This window comes from Paremcibacter congregatus, from assembly GCF_006385135.1.
Taxonomy (GTDB): Bacteria; Pseudomonadota; Alphaproteobacteria; order Sphingomonadales; family Emcibacteraceae; genus Paremcibacter; species Paremcibacter congregatus.
The window spans coordinates 1,459,474-1,486,271 of the sequence record NZ_CP041025.1; the positions used below are offsets into that span (position 1 = coordinate 1,459,474).

Annotated in this window: 21 protein-coding genes; 11 read left to right on the forward strand and 10 right to left on the reverse strand. The window is 50.3% G+C overall.

Translation table 11 applies throughout. The features are described 5' to 3' along the window. Positions 1-5: 5 nt before the first annotated feature. The 4 genes from FIV45_RS06455 to FIV45_RS06470 form a co-directional block, all read right to left on the reverse strand. The gene (locus FIV45_RS06455; RefSeq protein ID WP_099471556.1) at positions 6-2,291 is read right to left on the reverse strand and encodes a DNA topoisomerase; all 2,286 of its coding nucleotides are present in this window, start codon (positions 2,289-2,291) and stop codon (positions 6-8) included. A gap of 124 nt (positions 2,292-2,415) precedes the next feature. Further along, positions 2,416-2,571 carry a DUF1737 domain-containing protein gene (locus tag FIV45_RS06460; protein WP_165776924.1) on the reverse strand — a complete coding sequence of 52 codons (156 nt, stop codon included), beginning with the start codon at positions 2,569-2,571 and terminating at the stop codon, positions 2,416-2,418. Between the two features lie 103 nt (positions 2,572-2,674). Then, positions 2,675-3,256, reverse strand: coding sequence for a winged helix DNA-binding protein (locus tag FIV45_RS06465; RefSeq protein WP_099471558.1), 582 nt, complete (start codon positions 3,254-3,256; stop codon positions 2,675-2,677). Between the two features lie 87 nt (positions 3,257-3,343). Next, positions 3,344-4,795, reverse strand: coding sequence for an oxidoreductase (locus FIV45_RS06470; protein ID WP_099471923.1), 1,452 nt, complete (start codon positions 4,793-4,795; stop codon positions 3,344-3,346). Positions 4,796-5,037: 242 nt separating this feature from the next. Between FIV45_RS06470 and FIV45_RS06475 the strand changes: the two genes are divergently transcribed. The 5 genes from FIV45_RS06475 to FIV45_RS06490 all read left to right on the forward strand — a co-directional run bounded on the left by FIV45_RS06475 (position 5,038) and on the right by FIV45_RS06490 (position 8,787). Next, a complete protein-coding gene (locus tag FIV45_RS06475; RefSeq protein ID WP_204844800.1) occupies positions 5,038-5,514 on the forward strand; it encodes a MarR family winged helix-turn-helix transcriptional regulator in 477 nt (158 codons plus the stop codon). 169 nt (positions 5,515-5,683) lie between these two features. After that, positions 5,684-6,547, forward strand: a complete 864-nt coding sequence (locus FIV45_RS06480) for a hypothetical protein (protein WP_099471560.1) — start codon at positions 5,684-5,686, stop codon at positions 6,545-6,547. Positions 6,548-6,573: 26 nt separating this feature from the next. Then, entirely contained in the window at positions 6,574-6,720 is a 147-nt protein-coding gene (locus FIV45_RS18410) for a hypothetical protein (protein WP_165776925.1), read from the forward strand. 260 nt (positions 6,721-6,980) lie between these two features. Continuing rightward, on the forward strand, positions 6,981-8,213 hold the full coding sequence (locus FIV45_RS06485) for a DUF819 family protein (RefSeq protein WP_099471561.1): 1,233 nt from the start codon (positions 6,981-6,983) through the stop codon (positions 8,211-8,213). Positions 8,214-8,304: 91 nt separating this feature from the next. Then, the gene (locus tag FIV45_RS06490) at positions 8,305-8,787 is read left to right on the forward strand and encodes an ABZJ_00895 family protein (protein ID WP_099471562.1); all 483 of its coding nucleotides are present in this window, start codon (positions 8,305-8,307) and stop codon (positions 8,785-8,787) included. A gap of 367 nt (positions 8,788-9,154) precedes the next feature. Here FIV45_RS06490 and dnaJ read toward each other — a convergent pair whose 3' ends face one another. Together dnaJ and dnaK are read right to left on the reverse strand one after the other, a co-directional pair. Further along, complete coding sequence (gene dnaJ / locus FIV45_RS06495; RefSeq protein ID WP_099471563.1) at positions 9,155-10,291, reverse strand: molecular chaperone DnaJ; 1,137 nt, start codon at positions 10,289-10,291, stop codon at positions 9,155-9,157. A 107-nt stretch (positions 10,292-10,398) separates the two neighbouring features. Beyond that, a complete protein-coding gene (gene dnaK / locus FIV45_RS06500) occupies positions 10,399-12,306 on the reverse strand; it encodes a molecular chaperone DnaK (protein WP_099471564.1) in 1,908 nt (635 codons plus the stop codon). A gap of 300 nt (positions 12,307-12,606) precedes the next feature. Here dnaK and lepB point away from each other — a divergent pair, with 300 nt between their 5' ends. Continuing rightward, positions 12,607-13,377 carry a signal peptidase I gene (lepB, locus tag FIV45_RS06505; RefSeq protein ID WP_099471565.1) on the forward strand — a complete coding sequence of 257 codons (771 nt, stop codon included), beginning with the start codon at positions 12,607-12,609 and terminating at the stop codon, positions 13,375-13,377. An 11-nt stretch (positions 13,378-13,388) separates the two neighbouring features. Next, positions 13,389-13,862 carry a copper chaperone PCu(A)C gene (locus FIV45_RS06510; protein WP_165776926.1) on the forward strand — a complete coding sequence of 158 codons (474 nt, stop codon included), beginning with the start codon at positions 13,389-13,391 and terminating at the stop codon, positions 13,860-13,862. A 72-nt stretch (positions 13,863-13,934) separates the two neighbouring features. Here the strand turns inward: FIV45_RS06510 and FIV45_RS06515 are convergent, their stop codons facing one another. The 4 genes from FIV45_RS06515 to FIV45_RS06530 form a co-directional block, all read right to left on the reverse strand. Further along, positions 13,935-15,983: an ATP-binding protein gene (locus FIV45_RS06515; protein ID WP_165776927.1), complete on the reverse strand. Its 2,049-nt coding sequence runs from the start codon at positions 15,981-15,983 to the stop codon at positions 13,935-13,937. A 203-nt stretch (positions 15,984-16,186) separates the two neighbouring features. Next, a complete protein-coding gene (locus FIV45_RS06520) occupies positions 16,187-17,632 on the reverse strand; it encodes an HlyD family type I secretion periplasmic adaptor subunit (RefSeq protein ID WP_165776928.1) in 1,446 nt (481 codons plus the stop codon). 39 nt (positions 17,633-17,671) lie between these two features. Then, entirely contained in the window at positions 17,672-19,945 is a 2,274-nt protein-coding gene (locus FIV45_RS06525) for a peptidase domain-containing ABC transporter (RefSeq protein ID WP_099471569.1), read from the reverse strand. Further along, a complete protein-coding gene (locus tag FIV45_RS06530) occupies positions 19,942-21,588 on the reverse strand; it encodes a peptidase domain-containing ABC transporter (RefSeq protein ID WP_165776929.1) in 1,647 nt (548 codons plus the stop codon). The genes FIV45_RS06525 and FIV45_RS06530 overlap by 4 nt, the downstream gene beginning before the upstream one ends. A 407-nt stretch (positions 21,589-21,995) precedes the next feature. Here FIV45_RS06530 and FIV45_RS06535 point away from each other — a divergent pair, with 407 nt between their 5' ends. The 4 genes from FIV45_RS06535 (at position 21,996) to FIV45_RS06550 (ending at position 26,686) form a co-directional block, all read left to right on the forward strand. Then, positions 21,996-22,748 (forward strand): hypothetical protein, encoded by a 753-nt coding sequence (locus tag FIV45_RS06535; protein ID WP_099471571.1) that lies wholly within the window; start codon positions 21,996-21,998, stop codon positions 22,746-22,748. Between the two features lie 130 nt (positions 22,749-22,878). Next, positions 22,879-23,682, forward strand: a complete 804-nt coding sequence (locus FIV45_RS06540) for an outer membrane lipoprotein-sorting protein (protein ID WP_099471572.1) — start codon at positions 22,879-22,881, stop codon at positions 23,680-23,682. Positions 23,683-24,012: 330 nt separating this feature from the next. Then, positions 24,013-25,785, forward strand: coding sequence for a hypothetical protein (locus tag FIV45_RS06545; RefSeq protein WP_133118533.1), 1,773 nt, complete (start codon positions 24,013-24,015; stop codon positions 25,783-25,785). Between the two features lie 202 nt (positions 25,786-25,987). Next, the gene (locus FIV45_RS06550; protein ID WP_099471574.1) at positions 25,988-26,686 is read left to right on the forward strand and encodes a hypothetical protein; all 699 of its coding nucleotides are present in this window, start codon (positions 25,988-25,990) and stop codon (positions 26,684-26,686) included. The last annotated feature ends 112 nt before the right edge of the window (positions 26,687-26,798 follow it).

Genomic DNA, 26,798 nt, shown 5'->3' on the forward strand with positions numbered 1-26,798 from the left:
GGTTTTTATCCGCCGTTCGGCTGGTTTCTGTTAAAGGCTTTGTCAAGGAATGCGCTGGCGGCGGCGGCGGTGACTTTATCGGGGTAGCCATCGGGTGCAGCCATGCCTTCTTCAACCATCTTGATTACCCAAACCATCTGCTTTTCAGACGCCATACGCGGGGGCGCTTTTGATTTCACTCGGTCAATCCACTGGCTGAGGATTTCGGCGGAGCCTAACGCACCTTCCGGAATGGGTTCCCCGGTTTGTTCACTCAGGGTGCGGGCGAACCCCAGTTGCCGTTCGCTGGGGCTGCCATCTTCCGGGGCCGGTTCGACATTATTGTCGATAAACAGGCGGCAGACGGCGAAGTCGGTCAGGGCCGCCGGCGGCAGAGGAATTCTCTTTTCCGCTGCGATACGTCGGGCAAAGCCGATCATTTTATCGCTCGGCGGATGGTTTTTGGTCAGTTCTGTCGAACGGTAACTGTTCTGGATTTGGTCGACCATATTGCGCAGGCGTTCGATGGCCTGTTCAAACACATCATCGGCGGTGTTCTGGCCCAGCTGAATGCTGTCAAGGAACAGTTCCATACGCGCCGTCGCACCGGGATCGACCAGTTCCGGCAGGTTGGTTTCCAGAAGTTCATACAGTCGCATGCCATAGTTGGTGGCGTAGATTTTCTTGCGCTTGATCTCGAAGCATTTCTGTTTCAGATTTTCAATGATCTGGTCACGGGTTGCCGGCGTGCCAATCCCCTTGGCCATTTTCAGGCGTTCTTTTTCTTCCTCATTCTCGACGAATTTCCAGGCATTCTGCATGGCGTTGATCAGCTCTCCCTCGCCGTAGGGCTTTGGGGGCGTGGTTTTCTTCAACGCTGACTTGGCGCCTTCCGAGGTCATGGGGTCACCGTTATCTATCGGGGCGAGAGTGACTTCTTTTTCGACTTTTTTACCCTTCTGCGGGGCAACCTCTTTCGGGAACAGGTCGGTCCATCCAGGGGTGCGGGTAATTTTGCCAATTTCGGAGAAACTGTATTTTTTATCCGCTACGCTGACCTCGGCCGTCATGGTGGTCTGGTCGAAAACATGGTCATCGGCGACGGCTTCCAGAAAGCTGCGGGTGATGATGTCGAACAGAGCTTTGTGATCGGCATCCAGCCGGGAGTAAAGCACGGGGAAATGCTCGGCGACGGCCAGATTGGGGATCAAGGCATGGTGACTTTCGCCTTCCAGCGCCTTGTCGGAAAAATATCCCGGACGGCCTTTGCGAATGATCGGCTTTTCGAGCGGTATCGCAGCGAATTCCGGGATGGTTTTAACCTGATCCAGCAGGTTTTGAACCTCATCAATCATGACCTCCGGCAGGGAACGCACGGCCGCACGGGGATAGGTGATGATCTTGTGCTTTTCATACAGGGATTGGGCGATTTCCAGCGTGCGGGAAGCGCTGAAGCCTTTTTTTCCGGCTTCTTTCTGCAGGGTTGGCAAGTCGAAAAACTTTGGCGGGGCCGCCTTCTTTTCTTCGCAGATCACGGACAGCGGACCCTGCCAGGTCTCGGCCGCGGCGACCAGTGATCGGGCTTCGGATTCTTCATAGATACGTCCGGCGCCTTTGGGACGGTAATGCACCGCAACCTTGCCGCGTTCGCCGGTGAGATTCATGGTGATTTCATAAAAGGGTCGGGTCTCAAAGGCTTCTATTTCCTTTTGTCGCCGGCAAACAATGGCGAGAGTTGGGGACATGACCCGGCCAACGCCGATGGCGCCTTTGGCGCCGGGTTTTTTAAAGCGCACGGTGACCACCCGGGTCAGGGTCAGGTTGCAGGCCTTGTCCACGGCGGCGCGGGCGTAAAAGGCTTCATACAGCCGGTCATATTCCGCGGCGGGTTTGAGGTTGTTAAAGGCCTTGGTCAGGGTTTTTTTGTCTTCGGCGGAAAACATCGCCCGGAGGATTTCGCCCTCGAATTTATAATAGAGCAAAAGCTCTCGGCCAATGCCTTCTCCCTCGCGGTCGCAGTCGGTAGCGATGATGACGGATTTGGCCTGACGCAAGGCGCTTTCGATTTCCCGCAGACGGGCTTCCTTGCCACCGCCGTCAGACGGGCGGTAGTCAAAACGACGGTTTTCCGGCACGAGAATATCATAATTCCAGCGTCGCCAGGCGGGGTTGATTTCCTCAGGCATTTCAAGGCGCAGGAGATGGCCTTGCGCGGCAACGATTCTGCCATAATTATCACCGATGGCGGCCCGGATATTACGGGCCTGTGAGGGTTTCTCACAAATGACCACGGTTTCGTTCTTATTGATCATATAGGGGTTATAGCAGAAGTTTTCCGGATCAAAATCCTAAATCGAAAAATTCTTGAGGCATGCCGATGGCGTTCAGCATTTCTGCTAACGTTCGGCATTTAACGGTCAGGGAATGGAGAGGAGGTTATTCTTTTATCATGGCTTGCAGATATTCTACAAAGCCGTCCTTTTGGTTGGTTGTCGCAAGTCCACCTACGGGATGGTAACCGTCTTTGATATATTTGTTTACTTTTTCTTGCAGGCTATCCATCTCGAAATCGTCCAGAATAAGATATTCCATTTTTCTACTCCTCATAAATGACCTTATTGTCCCATTGTCAGACAAAATGATTTATAATTTGTAACTTTTTTGTACGTATAGAATAATTTTCTAATGTACGATTTTATATGTCTTCTTTGAAGCTCGGCCGATGGGTGGCTGCAATGCGGGCGGCCTGTTCATACATGCCGGTCATCAGGTCGAGTATTTTGCTGCCCTGGGTCAGTTGCTGATCAATATTACGAATGGCTTCCGTCATATCAACCAGTAATCCTTTGCGCAGGGATACAAAACGGGAAATAAGTGTGTGGCCATCAGGGGTAGGACGATAGCGTACCCCTTTTCTGCGTTTGTCCGTGGTGGTTTTTTCGACCAGTTTTTCCTGGGTCAGCTTGCGAATGGTATATTGAATGTTGGTGGTGTCATCACGGTTCAGCAGGCGGGCGATTTCCGTGATGCCTTTTGGGCGATCCCGCATGGCGATGATGTTCAGCACGGCACAGTCACTGGCGCTCATGTTGATGCCAGAGGCGGCGACCGTACATTCCTTCATCCAGCGGGAAAAGCTTTCATAGGAGCGGAACAGGGAATATTCCAATTCTGTCAGGGCGACCTCGTGATCATTGGTCGCCAGATGCCAATGGCGGTCCAGTGCCACGGCGGTAAAGTTCTCGTCAGTGGCGGGGGAGGTTGGGTCATCGCTCATCTGCAGGATCCTTTTTTGTTGAGGTATACAGAATGCTATTGATAGCTAGTTGTCCCTGTCTGTCAACCCGGTGTGTGGTTTGGCTTTTTAGCTGGCTGTCTGCTGGGGCAGAAAATCTTCTATAGGAAGTTCCAGTTCGACCACGTTTGACGGCGGTCCGGCCTGCCCGGATTTGTTGTAAGCGCGGATGTAATAGCTGTACTTCAGACCGCCGAGCACCGTCTTGTCGTCAAATTTTCCGCCCTTTTTGGCTTCGATAATTTCGACCGCGCCGCTGTCTTCCGTGCGGTAGAGGTCGTAACCGCTGACCTCTCCCGACGCGCGGGTCCATTTCAATTTGACGGCGCCATTGACATAAGTGGCATTCAGCGGGCTGTCGTCTTCCCAAGCCGGGGCCGTCATATCCGGATCATAGTCCGGCGCCTGCAGATAGCCTTTGGGCCACAGGAAGCAGGTGACTTCCTTGAATTTTTCGTCCAGCTGTTTGCAGACATTACAATAAACGCAAGTCACTATATCCTGCTCCCGCTCCTGGGCGACCTTTTTGGGCCAGTTGGGATCCGCGAGCAGTTGCCGGGCCATGCCGACCATGTCTGCTTTACCTCCGGCCAGCAGACGTTCAGCATCCTCCGGCGCATTGATTTTCCCGACTGAGATCACCGGAATATCAAACCCCTTGGCATTGATCATCTCCTTGATTGCCGCGGCATAATGGATATGGGGCATTTTGGGAAAGCTTGCGCCAGGCATGCAACGTTCTCCGGAATAACCGGTGTAAGGGTAGGGCGGCAGGCCGTCCTGCAGGATGGCGTCTTCGAACTTGCCTCCGACAGAAAGGGAAATATAATCAACCCCCAGCTGGGCCATACGCAGGGCGATCAGGCGACTGTCTTCCAGTGTATACCCATCTTTAATCATTTCATCCGCGAGAAAGCGCACGCCAATCGGGAAGTCCTTTCCGACTTTTGAACGGACCTCCGCCATGACATCGCCAAACATGCGCAGACGTCCTTCCAGAGAACGGCCATCATACCGGTCGCGACGTTTGTTATGGCGGGAAAGAAACGATGACAAGGTATAGGCATGGGCGGAATGCAGTTCGACCCCGTCATAGCCAGCTTCTTTGGCGCGCAGGGCGGCATCACCGAAATCGCGAATGATGGCGGTGATATCGTCTTCCGACAACATGTCAATGGTCTGCCGCCAGCCGGAACGGGCCACTTTCATGAAATGAATGATCTGGGGTACAACTTTTGACTGGCTGGTCCGGTGAATGGCGTCGGTGAGTTTGCGATGACCTTCGATGAACTTGTCGTCTGAGATGCGTAAAAGGGGCCCTGATTTTGACTGGTGAATGGCCATGGCCTCGACAATGATTAGACCAACGTCGCCCTTGGCGTAGCTGACGTAACGGTCGATGATCGCCTGATTGACATAACCGTCTTCCCCCGACAGGCGGGTGACCATGGCGGGCACGACAGTACGGTTGGGCACCAGCATGCCATTGATAGTAAGGGGCGTAAGAATATGGTCGCGCATGAAAAAATCCGGTTGTAAATTGAAATATATTTTAAGTATGAAGTAATTTTGTAAACTTGTAAAATATTTTTTTGGAAAGCGCAGGAAAGCATCCATAAAAGCCATACTTTTTAAGAATAATGCGCAAAACTTGATTTATGGCAATTTATTCCAGACCTAAAAGGTTATTGTAGGCTTACATGAATTGCGCGGTTTAGCGCACAGAAAAGATAGCCAGAACCGGAGGCATCGAGAAGATGAATATGGAAAGAAAGACCATGGAAAACAAGGATGATGCGGATCCCCGCTACTTGCAGCTTTGGGTAAGAATGTTGTCGAGTTCGACCCGGGTCACCCAGATCCTTAATAAGCGTATGAAGGAACATACCCCTTTGACCCTGGCTAAATTTGATGTTTTGGTCGCCATTGACCGTGCGCCGGGCGGGGTGATCACCATGAGCGAACTGTCGCGCATGTTGCTGGTCTCGAACGCCAATACCACCGGTATGGTGGGCCGCCTGATGAAGGATGGTCTGGTCGAAAAATGGGCGTTGCCTACGGATCGGCGGGTATATAGTGTTTCCATGACCAGTGAAGGTCGAAGGGTTCTTAAAAACGCCATCACCATTCATAAAGGCTGGGTTGATGAGCTGCTTGGAGGGATTGGCGAAGAAAACCTGGAAAGCCAGATTGCCCTGTTCAGTCATTTTAAGAAAAGCCTGTCGGGAATAGAGGCCTAAGGCGTCCTGACCATAAAGCATCGCGCTTCTTTCGGCGCTGGTTTTTGGAATCCTCTTTTATGATATAAAAAACTCCTGACCTACAGCTGGGAAGGGGTACCTGAAGTTGTTTATATTCGTTCTTTGTGATAGACTGCGAGAGTATTTTATCATGGGAAGGAAAAATACGATGTGGTATCGACTAATCGCACTCTTTCTGGGAGGCGCTTTTATCGTGCTTAGTGGCTGTGCCAGTATCAATGGCTATCCCAAGTCTGATATTGATGAAATTCAACAACAGCCGGCCTCCAGTTTTATTCTGTCGGAATCAGAAAGACATGCGGCGACCACGGAAGAAAAACGCAATGCGGTTGTGAACGCAAAGCTCGCTTACATCGACAGCGCTTTCATTGATTTTGAACAAACCATTTACCGGGAAGGCATGATAGCCGATATCGGTACGGAATGGCTGCTCCTTGGGCTCGCCGGGGCGACGACCATTGCTGGTGGTGCCAGAACCAAGGAAGTTCTGGGAGCGACCAGCATGTTCATTCTCGGCAGCAAGGCGGCTTTTGATAAAAAGGTTTTGATGGATCAGGCGACAGCCGCGATTGTGACAAAAATGCGGGCCGGGCGCGCCACTGTCATGGTCGATATTCTCAAAGGACTTAATCAGGAAGTTGGGCTTTATTCAATAGAGGCGGCGGCGGTTGATCTGGCGCGATATTATTATGCCGGTACGGTTCCCGGGGCTTTGGCGAGTATTACGGAAACGGCGGGTCAGGAAGTGGCGATGGCGAACGAGCAGGCCAAGGGAATTTTCCGAGACAAGTTCCAGGCAGATAAAGCGGGGGATTGCCTGACCGAATACTGGAAGCCAGGCGGCGTCATTGAGGAAGCACATCAAGCAGAAATCAAAAAGTGGTTGTCGGCATCGCCCTATAATAAAGTGCCTTTTGGTCTTTTTATGTTTGGCAGTAAAAATGCCAAGGCGCGGGTGGAAGCGGTAAGCGCCCTGATTGAAAAGGGGGAGATTTCGGCCTGTGATTTGTAATTCTGTTTCTTAAGAAGGAAAACAAGATGAGAGAATGCTATGTCATTGAGGATGTTCCGGCAGACCGCCTTCAGGATGTGATAGATGGCGTGAAAGTTGATGGATGTGAACCCAAGGTAGAGGAAAATGATGATGGGACCTATCTTGTGCGGGCGCTCTGCGAAACGGAATGATATTATAAGTCTGCAAGCAACACTGTTATAACGAGGCTGTATACACCAGCCTGTGGTTTTGCGCGACAAATCCTTAACTCAACCGTTCTTCTTTCAAATTCAGGTTTTGAATAGGGGAAAATATTTCATTGTGTCTTTCTCTCCTGGGTCATTCGTCTTCATAATATATCAGACTAGTTGAACAGCCGGGAATGATGACGTACTGTTGCCCCCCGCCTGCGGGATTAACTAATAAAAATAGATATGGGAGAGGGGTAAGTATGATTACCAATGACGCGTTTTTGTTCGGATTACTGGCGATAATATTGGGGGGAATTTTTTATACGGCATCAATTAAGACACCCTTCTGGCAGAAATTTTATACTTATATCCCGATGGTTTTGATGTGCTATTTTGTGCCCTCTCTGATAAATACCTTTGGTCTGGTTGATGGGGAGAATTCTAAACTTTACTTTGTTGCCTCGCGCTATCTGTTGCCGGCGTGTCTGGTGATGCTGACCTTGAGCGTTGACTTCAAGCGCATCGTGGCACTCGGTCCGAAAGCTCTGATCATGTTTCTGACCGGGACGGTCGGGGTGGTGATTGGCGGACCGATTGCGATCCTTATTTTTTCCGTGATTGATCCGTCAGTGGTCGGGGGGCATGGGCCGGAATCGGTCTGGCGCGCCATGACGACAGTGGCGGGCAGTTGGATCGGTGGCGGCGCCAACCAGGCGGCTATGAAGGAAGTTTTTCAGGTGTCGGACAGGATGTTTTCCATCATGGTGACAGTCGATATCCTGGTGGCGGAAGTCTGGATGGCGGCGCTTTTGATCATGGCGGCGCGTCATCGTGAAATTGACAGGAAGAACGGGGCTGATGTTGGTGCGATTGATGATTTGCGGAAAAACGTGGAAGCCTTTCAGAAGGAACATGCCCGCATTCCGATGGCCAAGGATTTGATGATTATTTTTGCATTGGGATTCGGGGTGATGGGACTGGCCCATTTCGGGGCGGATAACCTGTCTGCAATGTTTAAAAACATTCCAGGATACGAGACATCAAACTTTTCCAGCCAATTTTTCTGGCTGGTGGTGATTGCAACGACCGCTGGACTATTGTTGTCCTTCACACCGGCGAAGAAACTGGAAGGCGTGGGAGCCTCAAGTATTGGTACGATCTTTATCTTTATTCTGGTGGCGACCATTGGCCTGAAAATGGATATTATGGCGATCTTTGAGCACCTGTCGATGTTCCTGGTGGGGGCTGTTTGGATGCTGGTGCATGTTGCCTTGCTCTTTATCGTGCGCCGGATCATTAAGGCGCCGATTTTCTTTCTGGCGGTGGGCAGTAAGGCCAATATCGGCGGTGCGGCCTCGGCACCGGTTCTTGCTGCGGCCTTCCATCCGTCACTTGCTCCCGTGGGGGTTCTTCTGGCTGTTTTAGGCTATATTCTCGGTACTTACGCGGCCTTGTTCACGGGCACCCTCATGGAAATGGTTGCGCCGATGTAATGGATTCTTTAGTAGAGCTCCTGCGTATAAGGGGAGTAGAAAAACTATAACAAAGGAGTATAGGTTCACGAAGAAAAGGAACCTGTATAAAATGATGCAAGAACACACGGTTTCTGTAAAAAAGTATATTCTTATTTGCGTTGGAATCTCTCTGCTTTTAAGCTTAGTCGGATTGAATTCTAATAAAGTTCCTTACTTAATTCAGTTCATTTTTCTACTGACAATCACATATTTTATTGGGAAAAAATTTGGGAGAGATCACCGTCGTTTACCATTGCCGAGGGAAAGGCATTGGTTTGCCTTCGGGAACGTGCTTTTTCAAATTCTTTTTATTGGTGTTAGTCTGGCAATGGTGGTGTTATTCCTCAATGGTATGGGGGAATCGGGAAAGTTTGAGGGTATTTTGAATTTGGTTGATAGATTTGAATCAGGCTTCAGGTGGCCATTGTTGTTTGCTGTTATAATTAGTATGGTTCTTGAGTACATGATGTTTTATTTTACCTTTGGCTGGGGTGCGAAAAAACAACTTAAGAAATTGCAGAAAGTAACAGTGGAAAGCAATATACAGATTTAACTTTTTCTGGAAAGATTATGAGACTTGGCTCTGCCTGCTAGGTATGTAATCAATGAACCATGATCGATGAAAATAAACACTTCAGCTGAGAAGAAAGGGCGGCGGTATTCTTATAGTCCTTGTCTGGTCCAGGGCGAGGGATGATCTTACGACAGATCGTGAATAATCCTACTTGCCAAAGCGTAGAGGATACGTTGGTATTCATCTCCTGTTGTCCCGGTCAATCTAAATCTGATCTACCAGAAGCTTAGCCCTTCTCCAACCGGGTTGAATTGGCAAAGTAACCTTGAGATATCGCCATAAGGACGACACCATAAAAAAAAGCCCGCGTATCATGTGATATGCGGGCTTTACTATTGGTTTAAGTCTATTCCGTGAGGTCATCCCACAGGGTTTTTACCTTGTCGAAAAAGCCGGAAGATTCCGGGCTGACCTCTTCACCACATTCGTCCGCAAAGGCCCTCAGGAGTTCTTTTTGCTTCTTGGTCATATTGACCGGTGTTTCCACGGTGGTCTGAATGATCATGTCGCCCATTTGCTGGCTGTGCAGGATCGGCATGCCTTTGCCGCGGATGCGATATTGCTTGCCTGTCTGGTTACCGGCACTGATCTTGACTTTGGCTTTCTTGCCATTGACCGTGGGAACGCCGATTTCACCGCCCAAGGCTGCCGTGGCCATGGAAATGGGGACGTTGCACAGGATGGTTGATCCCTCACGCTGGAAAATAGGGTGATATTCGACAGATATGAAAATATAAAGGTCGCCGGGAGGGGCGCCTTTACTGCCGGCTTCGCCTTCGCCCTGAAGACGAATGCGGGTACCATCCTCAACACCGGCCGGGATTTTAACGGACAGGGTTTTTGTTTTTTCCACCTTGCCGAGCCCGTGGCAGGTGCCACAAGGGTTGGCAATAACCTGTCCCTGACCCTGACAGCGCGGGCAGGTGCGTTCTACGGTGAAGAAACCTTGCTGGGTCTGGACTTTGCCGATGCCGCCACAGGCGGAACAGGTTTCCGGTTTGGAGCCTTCTTCGGCACCACTGCCATCACAATCGCCGCATTGTTCGGCTCTCGGGATGGTAATCTTTTCTTCTTTGCCGCTAAAGGCGTCTTCAAGGGTAATGGTCAGATTATATTGCAGATCCGCCCCGCGCCGGGGGCCGCCGCGCCGGCTTGACCGGCCACGTCCACCGCCGCCCATGCCAAACAGGTCTTCGAAAATATCGGAGAAGGAGCCTTCAAAACCACCGCCCATGCCGCCGCCGCCCATGCCACCATTTTCAAAGGCTGCATGGCCATATTGGTCATAGGCGGCGCGTTTCTGATCATCTTTCAGAATTTCATAGGCTTCGCTGACTTCCTTGAACTTGGCTTCCGCAGCGGCATCGCCCGGATTGCGGTCCGGATGAAATTGCATGGCCATTTTGCGATAGGATTTTTTCAAATCCGTCGCAGAGACTCCGCGTTCGACGTTCAATAACTCGTAATAACATGTTTTCGCCATGGTTTTCCCGGTCTTCTACCTTAATATGCCGATACCGCCCTGTGTGAAACAGGACGGCATCAGGTCATATGAACTATGATGTGTGTACATTTGATCCTGGGATCGCATTACTTTTTGTCGTCGTCAACTTCTTCGAAGTCGGCGTCAACCACATCATCATCGGCTGGGCCAGAGGCGTCTGCACTTTCGCCAGCACCGCCAGCCGCATCACCTTGCTCTTTGTAGATCGCTTCACCAAGCTTCATGGAAGCTTGCTGCAGGGCTTCAAGAGAAGCCTTGATGGCGTCAACATCTTCGCCTTCTACCGCTTTCTTGGCGGCGGCGATGGCGTCTTCAATGGCGGATTTGTCCGCCGCATCGATTTTGTCACCATGTTCCTTCAACTGGCTTTCCGCAGAATGAGCCGCGCCTTCGGCCTGGTTGCGTACTTCAACCAGTTCACGACGTTTCTTGTCTTCTTCCGCGTTGGCTTCGGCATCCTTGACCATTTTTTCAATGTCATCGTCGGAAAGACCGCCAGAGGCCTGAATACGGATCTGCTGTTCCTTGCCGGTGCCTTTATCCTTGGCGGATACATTGACGATACCATTGGCATCGATGTCAAAGGTGACTTCCACCTGTGGTACGCCGCGCGGGGCGGCCGGAATGCCCAGCAGGTCAAACTGACCAAGCATCTTGTTGTCGGCGGCCATTTCGCGTTCGCCCTGGAAAACCCGGATCGTCACGGCAGACTGATTGTCTTCCGCTGTAGAGAAGGTCTGGGACTTTTTGGTCGGGATCGTGGTATTGCGATCGATCAGGCGGGTGAATACGCCACCCAATGTTTCGATGCCGAGGGACAGAGGCGTTACATCAAGCAGGAGAACGTCTTTAACGTCGCCCTGCAGAACACCGGCCTGAATGGCGGCGCCCATGGCGACCACTTCATCAGGGTTTACGCCTTTATGAGGCTCGCGTCCGAAGAAGTCTTTTACCACTTCGGTGATTTTCGGCATACGGGTCATCCCGCCAACCATAACGACTTCGTCGATTTCACCAGCGGTCAGGCCAGCATCTTTCAGCGCCGCTTTACAAGGGGCGATGGTGCGATTGACCAGATCCTTAACCAGTTCTTCAAATTTCGCCCGGGTCAGCTTCAGCGCCAAATGTTTTGGGCCAGAGGCGTCCGCGGTAATGAAGGGCAGGTTGATTTCGGTCTGTTGTGAACTGGACAGTTCAATCTTGGCTTTCTCGGCGGCTTCTTTCAAGCGTTGCAAGGCCATTTTATCGGCTTTCAGGTCGATGCCCTGTTCTTTCTTGAATTCGCTTGCCAGATATTCCACCAGCAGCATGTCAAAGTCTTCCCCGCCGAGGAACGTATCCCCGTTAGTGGATTTTACTTCGAAGACGCCATCGCCGATTTCAAGAATGGACACGTCGAACGTCCCACCACCAAGGTCGAATACCGCGATGGTTTTGCCGTCTTCTTTATCCATGCCGTAGGCCAGCGCCGCAGCGGTTGGCTCGTTGATAATGCGCAGAACTTCGAGACCGGCAATTTTACCGGCATCTTTGGTGGCCTGACGCTGGGCGTCGTTAAAATAGGCCGGAACGGTAATTACGGCCTGATCGACTTTTTCACCAAGATATTCTTCGGCGGTTTCTTTCATTTTCTGCAGAATGAAGGCAGAAACCTGGCTCGGGCTGTATTCCTGGCCCTGGGCTTCCACCCATGCATCGCCGCTGTCAGATTTGACGATTTTATAAGACACCATTTCCATGTCTTTTTTGGTCGCGGGGTCTTCATAGGTCCGGCCGATCAGACGTTTAATGGCGAAAAGAGTATTATCCGCATTGGTTACCGCCTGACGTTTCGCCGGCTGGCCCACGAGTTTTTCGCCGTCTGAAGTGAAGGCCACCATGGAAGGGGTTGTTCTGCCACCTTCCGCATTTTCAATGACCTTAGGCTGCGCGCCGTCCATGATTGCGATACACGAATTCGTCGTACCTAAGTCAATTCCGATAACTTTACCCATACTATCCTCTATTTCTTAATATAGCCCGCACCAGCCATTATGGCCTGGATTGGTTCTATGGTAATTAAATCTCTAATCCTGGTCTGGGTCGTTGACCCAATTACACCAGGGGTTTGTTAAACTTTACGAAGCTTATATAAGCCCGTTTTTCAGCTCTGCAAGGTGCAAATTGCAGAATCTGATATTTTTTTGGGGGAAAATTTTTCTTCTTCTCATCGCCGTAAAAAAGTCTTAGTCTTCGCCTACTCGATCGAAAGGTGGAGTGGGTGGTACAGTTATCATATAAGGATAAATTTACACATGGCGGAAAATATAACTCAACCTGACGCACAGGAGCTTTCCTATGTGAAGAAAGTCTGGAGTTTCGTCAAGGAAATCCTGGTGGTCGCCATTACTGTTTTTACAGTTCACAGTTTTGCCTACGCTCAATATGAAATTTGGCCTTCTGAAAGTATGGTGCCGACTTTAGAGGTCGGTGACCGAATCGTTGTCAATAAATTTGCCTATGGTTATTCTCGTTACAGCCTGCCTTTTGGGTTGGGGAATTTTGACGGTCGTATCATGGGGGAATTACCGGCCCGCGGGGATGTGGTCGTCTTTGCCGACCCGAAAGACCCGAAACGCACTCTTATCAAACGCATCATGGGCTTGCCGGGGGACCGGTTGCAACTGGTGCGGGGGCGTCTGGTGATTAACGGAAAGATCCTGCCACGGGCTCATGAAAAGAGTTACAGCTACCGTGCGCCGAAAGGAGATATGGTGTCTGTACGCGAATTTCGGGAAGATATTCCGGAAGGCCGCAGTTATCACATTGCCGAGCGCACCGATTTTGGTTACCTGGATAATACCGCCGAATATATTATTCCTGAAGGACATGTGTTTGCCATGGGGGATAATCGGGACAATTCGGCCGACAGCCGTTTGTTGTCAGGCGTAGGTTATGTGCCGGTAGAAAATATCATTGGCCGGGCAGAGGCCATCGCGATCTCATTTTATAGTTGTGAAGACGGCAAGGCGATTACCTGTAAATATGGCCTACCTCTGTCTCGCTTTTTCAGCAAAATAAATTAAAAGGTTTTACCGTGAAGATTAAAATTATTTCCAGCCTGTTTTTTTTCGTTTCTTTATTGTCAATACCGACGGCTTATGCCGGTGAAGCGATTAGTGTTACTCAGGCCTGGGCAAGGCCGGTTATTCTTCAAAACCGTCCGGGGGCGGCTTATATGACATTGAAGAATGACAGCGATCAGGAGGATCGGCTTGTTAAGGCCAGCTCGCCACAGGCTGAGCGAATTGAGTTGCATGTGCATCGCCATCAGGATGGTGTGATGAAAATGGAGCAGGTGGCGTATATTCCAATTGCCGCCCATGCGACGACTGAGATCAAGCCGGGAGGCTATCACCTGATGTTGTTTGGCCTGAGCAAGAAATTTGCTGTCGGTGATATGGTGCCTTTAACGCTGACGTTTGCGCATGGCGGTACGGTTGATCTGAACGTTCAGGTGATGAAGAAGGCGCCGATGAAAATGGATCATGGCAGCGGGATGGATCATTAAGATATCTTTGTTGGAAAACACGGGTCTTGTTGCCGGGGCGGGACGTTTCGATCCTACAAGCGGTGCTATATTTTATATCATCTGTTTGTGGGGCAAATGAAACCGTAATGTCGTGCCGGTGCCTTTGAGGGATTCTATGGCCATGTAGCCCCCGTGGAGCTCAATAAAGGCTTTCATGAGCGGCAGGCCGAGACCTGTGCCTTCACGGGTTTTGGTAAAGCGATTCTGGACTTGCTGGAAGGGTTCCATAACGAAACGGAGTTCTTCATCGGTCATGCCGATTCCGGTATCTTTGATCTCCAGGCAGATGGATGTGTCATCCTCGGCCAATATGGCGGCGATGGTGACTTCCCCGCCGGCATCACTAAACTTCACCGCATTTGACAACGCGTTATTGAGAATCTGGCTGATGATGCGATGATCCGCATAAATCTCGGGAAAGTCCTTGGGGATGTTATATTGGATACTGACCTTGTATTCCTCTGCCTTCTTCGCCACGAGATTGATAGAGGCCCGGGTGATGGCTTCGACATCGCAATAATCCTCCATAAGGTCCATCTTACCACTTTCCACTTTGGAGATGTCGAGGATTTCGTTAATGATTCCCAACAGGTGATGTCCACTGTCGTTGATCATTTCGGCATATTGGCCATATTTAGAATCGCCCATGTCGCCGTAGAGTTTCTGCTTCATAATATCGGAGAAACCAATGATGGCGTTTAACGGCGTGCGCAGTTCATGGCTCATATTGGCGACGAATTCCGATTTGGCATGATTGGCCTTTTCGGCAATGGCAGCGGACTCGGCAAGAGCCAAAGCGTTGCGTTTGCTGTTTCTGTGGGCACGGTACATCAGGGCTGAAATGATAATGGCGGCCAGCGATATGGTCAGCAGGATGAGCCGGCTGTTCTGAGTCTTTTGAAGCAAAATTTCTTTCTGGGCTTTTTCAAGTGCCCGTCTGTTTTCCAGGTTGACCCGTACGCCGTCAATGTCGCGCTGAATGGCCTCAAAGTGACGCTTGTCTCCCTCCTGATAATATTTCAACAGATGGTCGTAAGCGTCCTTATGGCGGCCTTCTGCGCGGGCGATGCCAGCCTGAATGCGTTGATTGACAGTTTGCCATTGGGCGTCCGGGTAGCCTTCATTGCTGGCGTAGAATTTCTGAACCTTGTCCTGATAAACCCTGGCCAGAGCGGCCTGGCCATCCGCGGCGGCGGATTTTGCCCCCAGAATATACAGGCGGATTGCGAAATCGAGTGATTGATGGGTGTAGGGCAACCCCTTGGTAACATATTCGAGGGCTTGTTTGTATTTTTTTGCCGCATAGGCATTCTCTGCCAGTCCGGTTAACGGGTATATTTCGCCGCCACTCTGGCCGTATTTATTTTGCTGTTCTATGATAATATTCAAGGCCCGGTTGGACAGGTCGTATTGCTTGGTATTTTGCAGCGGCAGACTGAGGTTGAAGAGGTAAATTCCCAAATTGTCGGCAAGGCCATGCCGAACCATCAAATCCAGGTTCAGGGTGTAATATTTCAGGATTTTTCTGAAATCATTCAAATCGGCATAAATGAATGCGTATGTCCCGTTAACGAGAATATGGAGATAGGGGTCAGCGACATCGTCTAGAATTCTATGGGCGCGATCAAGATATTCCAATGCCGAGTGGGTTTCATAGTTCAACTCTTTATGGGTGGCTATATTTGCAAATAAAATAACCTGTAAATAGATGTCGTCGGCTTTGATTGCTTTCTTTAACAGGTCTTCGAAGAGCATTATATTTTCCTGGGTCGGCTTGTGGACACTGTCAATACTGATGGTGAAAAACTCAAAAATTCTGCTTAAGGCAGGGTCATTACGTTCCCTCGAGATATCCCCAAGCCGGGCGAGGAGAGGCCGCGCCTTGTCATATTCTTCAAGAATGATGTAATAATCTATCAAGGTCTTGAGAATTTTAATATTTTTATCGCTTGTTTCTTGAGTAAGCTGTTGTTCTGTCTTGCTTAATACGGAATAAATATCATGGTCATAGAGCGCTTCTGTGCGTGAGATGAATTGTTCAATATCTGCCACAGAAGGGGAGACTGCGTCCGGCTTTGCGGCGAGAACAGGAGACAACATTGTTATGCAGAATAACATGGATAAGAGTGGTTTAAAGCAATGCACTGTTAAGCCGATCTATAATTCCTACTAGGGTACACGGAACAATATTAGTCTAAATTAATTAAGCAAAGATTGAGAAGGTTCTGAATTTGAGGTTTTAGGCCACGGATCGCGCGATTTGCAAAAGGGCCGCCAAAAGACGACCCTTTTTGGTTTTCTATTTATCTTTCACGAAAGGCAGTGTCCAAAGCATTGTTGATCGGCTTGACCAGATATTGCAGCAGGGTTTTCTTGCCGGTCTGAATATCGGCGACCAGTGTCATGCCTGACGTGATGCGGTTGGAGGCCGGATCGGTTCCAATATAATTCCGGGGCAGTTCCACCACGCCTTTGAAATATGTTTCCCCCTGTTCGTCCATATAAGAGGAGGCGGAGACATGATTGAGACTGCCGGACAGGCTTCCATAACGGGCAAAGTTATAGGTGTCGAGTTTCACCAGAACTTCTGTACCGATTTTTACATGACCGATATCACGGGGGGAGATTTTAACTTCGGCCACCAGTTTGTCCGATAGAGGGACAATCTCTGCGACGACATCACCGGGCGGTACAACGCTTCCGATTGTGCGGTATTTCAATCCTTTGACAATGCCATCCACGGGCGCAATGACTGACAAACGTTGAACACGGTCGCGTAATTGTGTGAGCTCTGCGGTCACCTGAGCCCGTTCACTGCTGAGGCTGTCCACCTGAATGAGGGCGTCATTGCGTAATTTTTCGTTTAAAGCCACCAGATTGCCCCGGACCTGAGATATGCTGGCCCGTGTGCCGGCTTTGCGCGCCTGGGTCTGATTTAGATCACCGAGAGCCTGATTATGGGAGCGTTGTATTTCGAGCAGTTTAAGCTTCGATCCCAAACCTTTCTCTGTCAATTCTTTCCGCATCTTCATTTCTTCGGCGAGGAGGGCGAGGTTGTTTTGTTGTGTTTTTTCCTGACGATCAAGCAATACCAGTTCGTTTTGCTTTTCATCCAATTGTGCCATGATGACCTCTTGTTGTGCGACCCGGGAAATATTTTGTTGTGTCAGGACATCTTTCTGATCCTGCACCAGAAGGGGATGGGATTTTTCATAGGCGCTGAAATCGGCTTCCTCGCTGGCGGCAAAGGTTTTTAGTCGATTTATTTGCAGACTGAGCGCCGTATGCCGGGCCAGTATTCTGTTGTAATTGGAGGTCGCGGGCGTCGGCGCCATGGTGAGAATTTCCTGACCCTTCCGGACCTGTTCACCGTCCTGGACGCGCACATTCGAGACAATACCGCCTTCAAGATGCTGAACCGGCTGAACGCTGGACGCCGGGCGGACTTCACCACGCGCCACACTGGTTTCATTGAGGGTGGTAATCGCGGCCCAGGTGATCATGCCGAACAAAAACAGAGAAATGATACCGACTGTGGAGACCACAGCCCGCGGCGGACCGGATTCTTCCAACAGGATCGCCCGGGACAGAAAACGGGTGTAATAGCTCGTGGGGCGCGGGTTCTTCTCCCGGGCGAATTCGGTCGCCTTGTCGACAAGCTGTTCAAGCCTGTCAATATTTTTAGTCGGCAGAGTGGTTTGGCCTTCTTTGCCGGTTATACGCGCGTTATTGTCTTGTTTCTGTTCCATTGTATTTCTCTTGCTATTCTTCATGGGATCTTTGAATGATTAAAGATCCGGGAAAACTTCTGCCGGGGTGCCAAACTGGCGTACCATACCATCTTCTAGCACCAATACCTTGTCGGCCATTCTGATGTGACTGGGACGATGCGATACCATTAAGATGGTCATCTGGCCCTTGATGGCGTCCAGTGATCGCATGAATGCGGTATCGCCTTCGAAGTCCAAGGTTTTGGCAGGCTCATCCAGTAATAATATCGGTGATTTTTTAAGATAAGCCCGGGCCAGGGACAGCCGTTGTTTGAAGCTGGAAGGCAGACTTTGAATGGATTGGTCGCCAATACGGGTTTCAAAACCATGTGTCAGATTTGAAATTTCTTCGATAACGTTGGCTTTGATGCAGGCCTCGACCATTTCCTCATGGGTGGCCATAGGCTGTGACAATCTCAGGTTCTGGGCAATGGTGCCGTGGAAGAAATGCGCTTCCTGTGGCACGTAGGCGATGGCCTGACGCAGGGTGATGCTGTTGATTTGCCGCACATCCATGCCATCAAGAATGACCTGGCCGGCCTGGGGGCGGGACATGGTCAGTAAAAGTTTCAGGGCGGTGGACTTCCCGGCGGCATTGGGCCCAATGATCGACAGCATTTCTCCAGGTTTGACTTCAAAGGATGCCCCGAGCAGGGCGGGCTCTGCATTGGGCCGGTAGCGAAAACTGACCCGGTCCATCACGATATGACCGGCAAATTCCCGGGTGGATAAACTGGACGGGCTTGGGTCATCTTCTGAATTTATCTTCATCAATAAATTGATCTGTTTGACGCTGTTGAGGGTTTGCTCAAGACGGGTGAGGGTGAGAAACAGGCCCTGGAGCGGCGAGAGTACCCGCCAGACCAGTGCCATACAGGCGATCAGGGCCCCGACGCTCATATCGCCGTTCAAAATTCTTAAAACGCCGAAGCCGACTGTGGCGACCCCGGCGGCCATCATGATGGCCTGGGCCAGGCTTTGCATGAGTAGCGAAACCTGAGAGGTCCGGAAATGGGAATAGGCGGATTCCGCCGACAAATCCCGGAAACGGTCAAGCCAGGCCTGTTCGGATGCGGTCTGCTTTATGGTGCGGAGATTGGACATGCTTTCTACCAGAAAGCCGTGACGTTCCGCCTTTGTGCGGCTGGAACGGGCGACATTGCGTTTCATGGAAGGCAGCATGATAAAACCGACCAGACCAAATACCGCCATCATAACCAAAGGGATATAGGCCAGGGGGCCACCAAGTATCAGGATGATGGCCAGGAAAATTACCACAAAGGGCAGTTCCAGAATGACATTAACCAGGGTGCCTGAAAATAGTCCTTTGATAGAATCAAACTCTTTCAGACGGGCAACCTGGCTGCCGATTGGCGAGGATTCTGTCATCGTCGGCGGCAAGGAGAGCAGTTTCTTAAATGTGGCGGTGGTGACAATATTTTCCACGCGGGCCCCGAGGTAAGCGACAAAACGTGATCGTATGAACCGTAAAATCACTTCACATAGAATGGCGAACAGGATACCTCCGGTCAGATAAGCGAGGCTTTCACTTGATTTGGACGGAATGACCTGATCATAGATCGCCATGATGAACAACGGCACCAGCAGGGCGAAAATATTCAAAACAAGCGTCATCGCGAACAGTTGCTTGATGGTGGTTTTGAACCGTAAAAAAAGATCTCCGACCCAGTTTTCACTCGGACGGGTATTTTTCTTCTTGTTGGTCTGGGTGGTGAAATCCGATGAAATAAAATAAGCGGTGCCGGAGAGGGAGGCGTCCTGCAGCATTTTCTCTTTTCGGTCGGCACTGTCAAAAACCCGGACTTGAGGGGTCCCGCTTTGCGGGTCTTCTTCCCGGGCCAGCAGCACGAGAGGGCTTCCCTTCCTATCGACAAAGATGCAGGGAAACAGTCTTTCATCAATATCTGCAACATTGGCCGGGGATTGCACGGTTTTATAATGCAGGTGCGCCAGACAGTTTCTGAATTCTGTCCGGTCGAGACTGTCGGCGAAATGTGGCAGGGATTCAAATAAGGCGCGAATGTTGCCACGCCATCCCAGTGCCGTAAGCAAGGGAATTAGGCAAGAGGCGAAAGGTGATTTGGCGGAAAAAGACGCAATTTGACCGGTTTCCAGGGCATCAGCCAATTGAGCAGCATCGGATACGGAGAGCTTCACCCCCTTCTTGACCTGGGTTTCCAGGTTGTCGAGCAATTCCCGTGCGGGACCATTGGGTGCTCGCCTTGCCGGACTGGCCTCGGCCGGTGTATCAGCAGAGATGGCTTTGGTCATGAACGGCCTCCCTGCTGGTTAGATGAGGCGCTATTGTCTTGCGGGATCAGGCAGCCGTCTTTCAGGTCAAACTGCCGATCTGCTAACCGCAGAAGAGAAGGGCGGTAGCTGACCAGAACGATGGTACAGGTGCCTTTCAATCTTTCCATCAGAAACTGCAGGTCATTGTCCGACTTGGTGTCGAGCCCTGAATTGGCCTCGTCGAACAGAACAAGATCCGGTTTATGGGCGAGCGAACGGGCAATGGTGATGCGTTGGGCTATGCCGGTGGGAATTTCGCTCTGGGCGCCGTCCCCGATCAGGGTTTCGTAGCCATCAGGCATACGGGCCAGAATTTTATTAAGGTCCAGCATTTCAGCCACTTGCAAAGCCGCGTCAATATGTTCGTCCCCGCGGAACATGGTCAGGTTTTCCAGAATGGTGCCCCGGAACATGATGGGACGCTGGGGCAGGTAAGCGATGCGTTTACGCAGGCTGTCGGTGGAAAAGGCCTGTGGTGATTGTCCATTGATCAGGATTTCACCCGAGGTGGGTTTTAAGCCGCCCATCAGGGACCACAGCAGGGTGGATTTTCCAGACCCATTACCGCCCCTGATGCCGATGGTCTCACCATGGTTCAGGGTTAGGTTAACATCCTGAAGGATTTCTTTACCGTCTTTTCCATATTTAAAGCTGACGTTTTTCATTTCAACGCGTTCGACGCGACCAATATCGTGTGTATCATCCGGACGTTCGGCGCTGGTGTTGTCGATGGCCTGTATTTTCTGGTTGGCGATCTGTATGTGTTGAAACTGGGTCCATATGCTCAATGCCCGCAACAGGGGTTGCACGGTGCGCCCGGCGAGCAATGTACTGGCGGCAAGTGCCCCCATGGTAATTTCGCCGTTGATCACCAGAATGCTGCCGACGCTGGCAACGGCAACCATGGTGATCTGCGAGAATATGGTGCCGATGCTTTGGGAAATGCCATTGAGAAAAATAACTTCATAGGATGCTCTGGAGCAGTTTTCCATCAACTTTTCATACCGGCGGCCCATCAGGTTTTCCATGGCCATACTTTTGATGGAATGAATGCCACCAAGAATTTCTATGATGAAACTGTAGCGGCGATCTTCCCATAACGTGTCATTTTCGATGGCGTCTTTCAGGCGCACGCCGATGAAGAATGAGAATGCGCCCAAAACCACCAACAGTAAAACCGGCACAACCAGAAGCGCCCCGCCAATGTAACCAAGAAGGCCGAGGAACAATAAAACAAAGGGCAGGTCAACAAGAGCCAGACCGGCCTGACTGGAATAAAAATCCCGCACGGAATCAATGGAGGACAAACGGTCGAGATGTACACCGGAGGAGACTTTTTCCAATTCCTGGAGGTCGGCCCTAAGCAGTTTTTCAACCGATTGGCAGCCCATTTCATGTTCATATTTGGCGCCAACCCAGCCGGATAGATAAGACCGGGCGGTGCGCAGGAGCACATCTATGATCAGAACAACCACCAGCCCAAAAATTAGCAAGGTCAGGGTTTGAAGCGCGACATTGGGAATAATGCGGTCATAAACCTGGAGCAAAACCATAGGCAAGGCGAGGGACAGCGTATTGAGAAAAAGCGAGGCGATGAGAATGTCGGCTCTCATGATTGGCATTACGCCTGAATTCTTCCCTACGCTAAAAGGCGGTGTCTTGCCATCGGTTGCTTGAGTTGTCGATGCAGATGCAGTCATACTGATTGTTAAACCCATTACACTTGTTTTTGTTATTACAAATTTGATCTAAAATTAACCTTAAGTTCCTGAGTACGATGATTGCGTTGAATAATGGTTAATTTTTCACAGAAAGGCCGTTAATAAATCAAAGTTTATATTATTCTGTAAAGAAAATATGAGTTTGTTCATTGATATTAAAAGATTTTTTTTGATTTTGGCGCGCAAGGAGGGGTCCGGTTCAGATAAGGGTTTGTTTATCCTTTCATGGTAGAAAGGAGGCAGGGGGTAATGTGAAATTTTTTTACGTTGCATTTGATGCCGCTATAGAGGCGGCAGGAGCGTATGATATGATTAATAATAGTCAGAGTAAGTCCTATGGTCATGCTTCTGACAGACAGCCGGATCCCGAAATACAGGGCACAGACCAAAGTGAGAAAAAACCGGACACTGTGAGACAGGAAAAGGGACTTGTATCAACAAAGGGCACGGTTTATGCGCCGGGCAAGCTGGATGAACGCCCTCCTGTGGAGGCGGCGGCGAATGGCACCTTTACGATTTCTGTGCCCGATCATCACACCATGTCACAGGACGGGGCAGTATCGCATCGCCGATGGTATATAGCCGATGCCAGTCTGGATAGCGATCTGGGGGTTATTGTCCATGATGGAAAAAACCTGACCTATAATCCGGGCAGCGCCTTTGATGCCCTCGGTGAAGGCGAACGCGACAATGTGGCTATTCATTATAAGGTCTGCGATGGGCAAGCCATCTGTGAAACAGGCCGGCTGTGTTTGACGGTCACAGGGGGAACAGGCGGTCCATTGATCTGTGAAGAAGGTGAGTTTCCCCCGATTGAGGAGACGCGTATTGACCGAACTTCTTCCGGAGATAATCCCGCAGTGACAGATTTGGCGGATATGCCGGCGAAGAGTGCGGCGGATCCGGCGTGCATCCCAACACCGGGGTATCATTTTCTTGATGTTAATCCTGCTTCTGGAACGGTGACCTATCGTCAGCGCGAGAAACAACCTTCACCGCAAGCTGCTCCCGCGCCTTTTTCGGCGCCCGAGACGGATGTGACGACCGGAATTATCTGGTAATCCCGCGTCCTGGACTTGTCTTCTGTATATACTTTTTCTACATTATTTCCTGATTCAGAATTTTGGTAACGAATTTTGTACCAATTCCTGATGTACTGCCTGTAATTATGGACAACCAAGGAAGCGGATTATGGTAAAATGGTATAGGTTAACGGCGTTTGGTGTTATCCTGTTAGGCGTTCTTCTGCCAGGGGGGCTTCGGGCCCAGTCTCCGGAAGAAAAAGGCCTGGCCATTGCCACGGAGGCTGATCGACGGGATACGGGATTCGGGAACAGTGTGGCCGAACTTGAGATGATCCTGCGCAACCGTGAGGGGCGGGAAAGTTATCGTAGTCTGAAAATTAAGACCTTTGAAATGATCGCCCCGGATGTGGGGGACAAGTCGCTGGTGATTTTTGACAGTCCGCGCGATATCAAAGGCACGGCTTTTTTGACTCATTCCAAGATACGCGAATCTGATGACCAGTGGATTTATCTGCCTATGCTGGGCAAGGTGAAGCGGATCTCTTCCAGCAGCAAGGCCGGTTCATTTATGGGCAGTGAGTTTTCCTATGAGGATATGTCATCGCGGGACCTGGGGAAATACAAATATAAATGGTTGCGTACGGAAGCCTGCGGAACGCTGACCTGTTTTGTGGTCGAATCCTATCCCTTGGATGAAAAATCCGGCTATACCAAACTGGTATCCTGGATCGACACAGTGGAATACCGGACATGGAAAACCGATTTTTATAATCGGCGCGGGGACTTGTTCAAGGTTCTTAGTCAATCGGATTACAAAAAATATCTTGATAAATTTTGGCGCGCTACAAAGCTGTTTATGGAGAATAAGGTCACCGGCAAGACAACAGAGTTGCGATGGAGTCGTTTTGATTTTCGCACAGACCTGACTGAAAACGACTTTTCCAAGGGCCGGATTAAAACCGCGAGATAAGAGACAAACCCTATATTTTAAGCCATTTCAAGAGGCTCGTCTTTTCGGAGACGGGCTTTTTTCTTTCCTTTTGGCCCGTACGATCTTATGGTTAATGCAGGGTAAATGCGGACAGAATGTCTTGTAATTACTTATAATTTTAGAAAAAAATGAATAAAGAGATCGTCAAATTGGCGAGATTCCTTAGGCCCTTCTACATATTTATTTGCAATCTATTGTGCATGAAACGCAATCAAATACATTAAGAGGGCTCTGTTGCTGAAACCATCACATTATCACCTTGGCAGACACAAAGGTCCCACCGGGCATCGCGCGGTGAAGGTTTTTTTGATGGCTGCAACGGCGCTGGGGCTCTGGACAGCACCGGGGCAGGCGGCGGTGGACATCCTTGATGTGCGTACCGGATTGCATCCTGATAAGACCCGTGTGGTTCTGGAATTAAGCGACGCGACATTCTATGAAGTCAGCTACCGGCAAGACCCGGTTCTGGAAGGACGCCGGGAAATCGTCGTTGACCTGAAAGAGGCTCCCAGCCGTGAGGCGGTCAGCGCCCTGACCAAAGATATGCAGGTTGTCGGTCTGGTTCAGGATGTGATCGTAGAGGATCACCTGGGGGGCGTACGTCTGCGGATCGCGTTGCGCACATCGGCTGTCGTGGACAAGAGTTTTCTTCTGAAGCCTGACCATGGCATGCAATACCGCCTTGTTTTTGATCTCAAGGCCATATCAGGGGCGGAATGGAGCCGTTTGGTGAAACGAACAGTACCAGATGCAGCTGCTGTTGAGTTGAAAGAACCGGTGGAGCCGGAGCAACCTGCCCCGGCAGAAGAGCCCGTCGCACCGGCTCGCCCGCGCACAGAAGATGAAATATCTGTGACGCCGGCACCACCGGTTTCTGTCCCAGACGTGACGCCGGAGAGAACGCCTGAAACATACGATGATGCGGTCAGCGGCGATGAGCGAATAACCCTGTCGGGCTATATTGAAATGGAAGGCCGCTTTTTCCCCCAGTCGAGTTTCTATCCGGCGGTGGACGACTGGACCGTATCTTTTGCACTTGAGCCGTTGATGGAATATATTTCTGACAGTGGTGGTGCACAATTCAGCTTTCGACCATTCGGGCGGCTTGATGTTCAGGACAGCGCCCGCAGCCATTTTGACATTCGCGCATTGAAATGGACCGGAACCGCAGATCGCCTTCAGGCGACGGTCGGCATTGATACTGTTTTCTGGGGGGTTACAGAATCGGTTCATCTGGTGAATATCCTCAATCAGGATGATCTGTTGGAAGACATTGACCAGGAAGATAAGCTTGGGCAGCCGATGGCTACGGTATCCTATACCAGTGACTTCGGGGTGTTTTCCGCTTATCTGATGACCTACTTCCGGGAACAGCGCTTTCCGGGCGCCGAAGGCCGCCTGCGCTTGCCACTGGCCGTGGATTATAGTCAGACTGACTATCAGGCCGGGGCCGGCAAATGGCATGCCGACTGGGCGGTGCGCTGGTCACATGTGATCGAAAATTTTGATATAGGACTATATCATTTCCGCGGCACCAACCGCGATGTAGATTTGGCTCTGGGGACGGATGCTGATGGCGCCCCCGTTCTGGTGCCGCGTTATAACCTGATTAATCAGACGGGCCTTGACCTGCAGGCGACGTTTAATGATCTGTTGATTAAATTCGAAGGCATCCGGCGGACGGGGGTCGGGGCCTGGGCTTATCAGGACTATTGGGCTCTGGCTGGCGGTTTTGAATATACCTTCTATGACTTGTTGGGCGGCGGAGCGGATATCAGCTTGCTGTCGGAATATCTTTATGATGATCGGGGAGATTTGGCGACGTCCGGGCTTGAAGACGATCTTTTTGTCGGGGTGCGTTGGGCTGCAAACGATATTGACAGTACACAAATTCTTATGGGAACGATTTTTGATCTGAACAGCAGGGCGAAATTCGTTAATCTGGAAGGCAGCCGCCGGATCGGGGACAGCTGGAAAATATCGCTCGATGCGCGACTATTCCTGGGGGTGCCGGTGGGGGATCCGTTCTATTCTATTTCTCGGGATGATTTTATTCAACTTCGGCTGGCGCGGTATTTCTAGGACAGAGCACCATTTGGTGATCTTCGGGAATATAATTGCAATAATATATCATCTGTAGTATTAATAGGGGGCTGTCTTATTTCGGGCACATTTTTGACATAGTCTGCCGAAGAGACAAATAATAAGATAAATATTCAATTAGAAATTTGACAGAAAAATTGGGTAAAGCTTTTTCGATTATGCTTTGTGGTGAGGCCAGCAGATGACACGTCAAGAAAATCAGGGTAATTTTAAGGCACTTTTTGTTAAGCTGTCCGGCGCGGCATTGGGGCTTGCTGTCATGATGTCCGGTGCTGTTTATCTCGGCCCGATGATCCTTTCTCATGAAACCAGCATGTCATCATCAGAAGCCGCATCCGAGGCTTTTTCTTCTGCGGAAGCCATGTCGTATGACGAAATGGAGATTGCGGTCTCCTTGGGCGAAGACTTCAGAACGATCGTCGAGGCGCAGCAAGGGCGGGCGGAGTTCGCCTTGGAACAGGCGCGCCAATCTTTGGAAAACCTGCGCAGTGAACGCCTTGAGGCGGTGCAGTATATGAATAAAGAAAAGATTGCTGCATTGAATGAAGCCATTATGGAGATCATTTCTGAAGAGGGGGTTCCGGCCGCCATCAAGGAAAATATCATTGCGGATCTGGAGCAGCAGATTGAAAACCTGAATGTGAAGGTACACCGCATTGACAGGCAAGTTGATATGACGCAAGAGCAATTAAGTCTTTTGGAAGATCATGTTGTGACGTTTGCCTACAAGAGTGGACAATTGCCCCGGTCGACTTATCAAAACACCTCTAAATGCAGTGAAGAAGAAATCGTGATAGACAAATGCGATGGAGACTGTGATGAAGAGGCGCCAAGACGGCGTGACGGGAAGGGCATTCGCGAAGCCTTCTACTGGATATAATACTGTGCTTTGAGGCACGGCATATCTTCTCTTAAAATTCTTTCCATACAAAGTTTACTTTAGTTCGGCGCCATTTGCTGATAGGTTGTGTTGTGTATGCATTATTCTATCA